Here is a 1,104-nt window from a genome sequence, read left to right as displayed (position 1 = left end):
CTAGGGAGCGTATTGCGTCGTGATCAATCTGCGAGATCTGCCTGCGCGGCAGGGTTTGGACCGGTAGACCTCTTTGGGTGACGCGAGCGCAACTGACGGATGTGGAGTGGGAGTTGATCGAGCCGTACCTGCCGATCGGCGAGTACGGCCCGTACCCCGAGCGGCTGCGGCAGCAGTTCGAGGGCGTGATCTGGAGGTTCAAGACAGGCGGGCAGTGGCGGGAGATGCCGACGGAGTTCGGCGCCTGGTCGACCGTCCACAACCGCTTCCGGCAGTGGCGTGACTCCGGCGTCTTCGAAGCCATCATGGAGGGCCTGGTCACGGAAGCCGCGAAGCGCGGCGAGGTGGACCTGTCCCTGGTCAGCATCGACTCCACCACCGTCCGGGCCCACCACGACGCTGCCGGGATGCACATGGACGAAGACGTCCTCACCGCTTTGGAGAAGGCTGCCGCCGAGACCGAGAAGGCCAGGTCAAAAGGGGCGACTGCGACGGACAAACCGGACAGGAGGCCGAAGGCGATCCCGGGCGGGAAGAACGACGGCGCATCCGGCGCCGACGAAAACTCCGGCTGAAGGCCGCCCTCCTCGGACGCTCCAGGGGCGGACAGACCAGCAAGATCCATGTCGCCGGCGACCGGAAGTGCCGCCCGCTGGCGTTCATCCTGACCGCGGGCCAGGCCGCCGACAGCCCGCAGTTCATCCCCGTACTGGGGAAGGTGCGGGTGCGCATGCCCGTCGGCCGTCCGCGCACCCGGCCCGGCGCAGTCGCCGGGGACAAGGCGTACTCGTCCCGCGGCAACCGCGCCCACCTGCGCAAACGCCGTATCAAGGCGGTCATCCCGGAGAAGAAGGACCAGGCCGCCAACCGGAAGAAGAAGGGCTCCAGAGGCGGTCGGCCCGTCAGTCACGATGCCGACCTCTACAAGGAGCGGAACACCGTCGAGCGGCTGATCAACAAGCTGAAGGCCTGGCGAGGCATCGCCACGCGGTACGACAAGACACCCGCGAGCTACCTCGCCGGCCTGCACCTCCGCGCCTCGATGATCTGGCTCAGAGAGCTCACCCGGACCACCTGATGATCACAACCACATACGCTCCCTAG

General features: G+C 67.1%; 1 pseudogene. It reads left to right on the top strand.

Annotated features, from left to right (window positions below):
* The first annotated feature begins 77 nt into the window (after positions 1–77).
* Positions 78–1,078: pseudogene (locus tag I3F54_RS31855) on the top strand (IS5 family transposase).
* Positions 1,079–1,104 lie beyond the last annotated feature (26 nt).

The sequence above is a fragment of the Streptomyces sp. MUM 2J genome, assembly GCF_022414535.1.
Classification (GTDB): domain Bacteria; phylum Actinomycetota; class Actinomycetes; order Streptomycetales; family Streptomycetaceae; genus Streptomyces.
The sequence above is the reverse complement of the archived record's forward strand: the minus strand, read 5'-3'. Positions and strand labels throughout refer to the sequence as shown.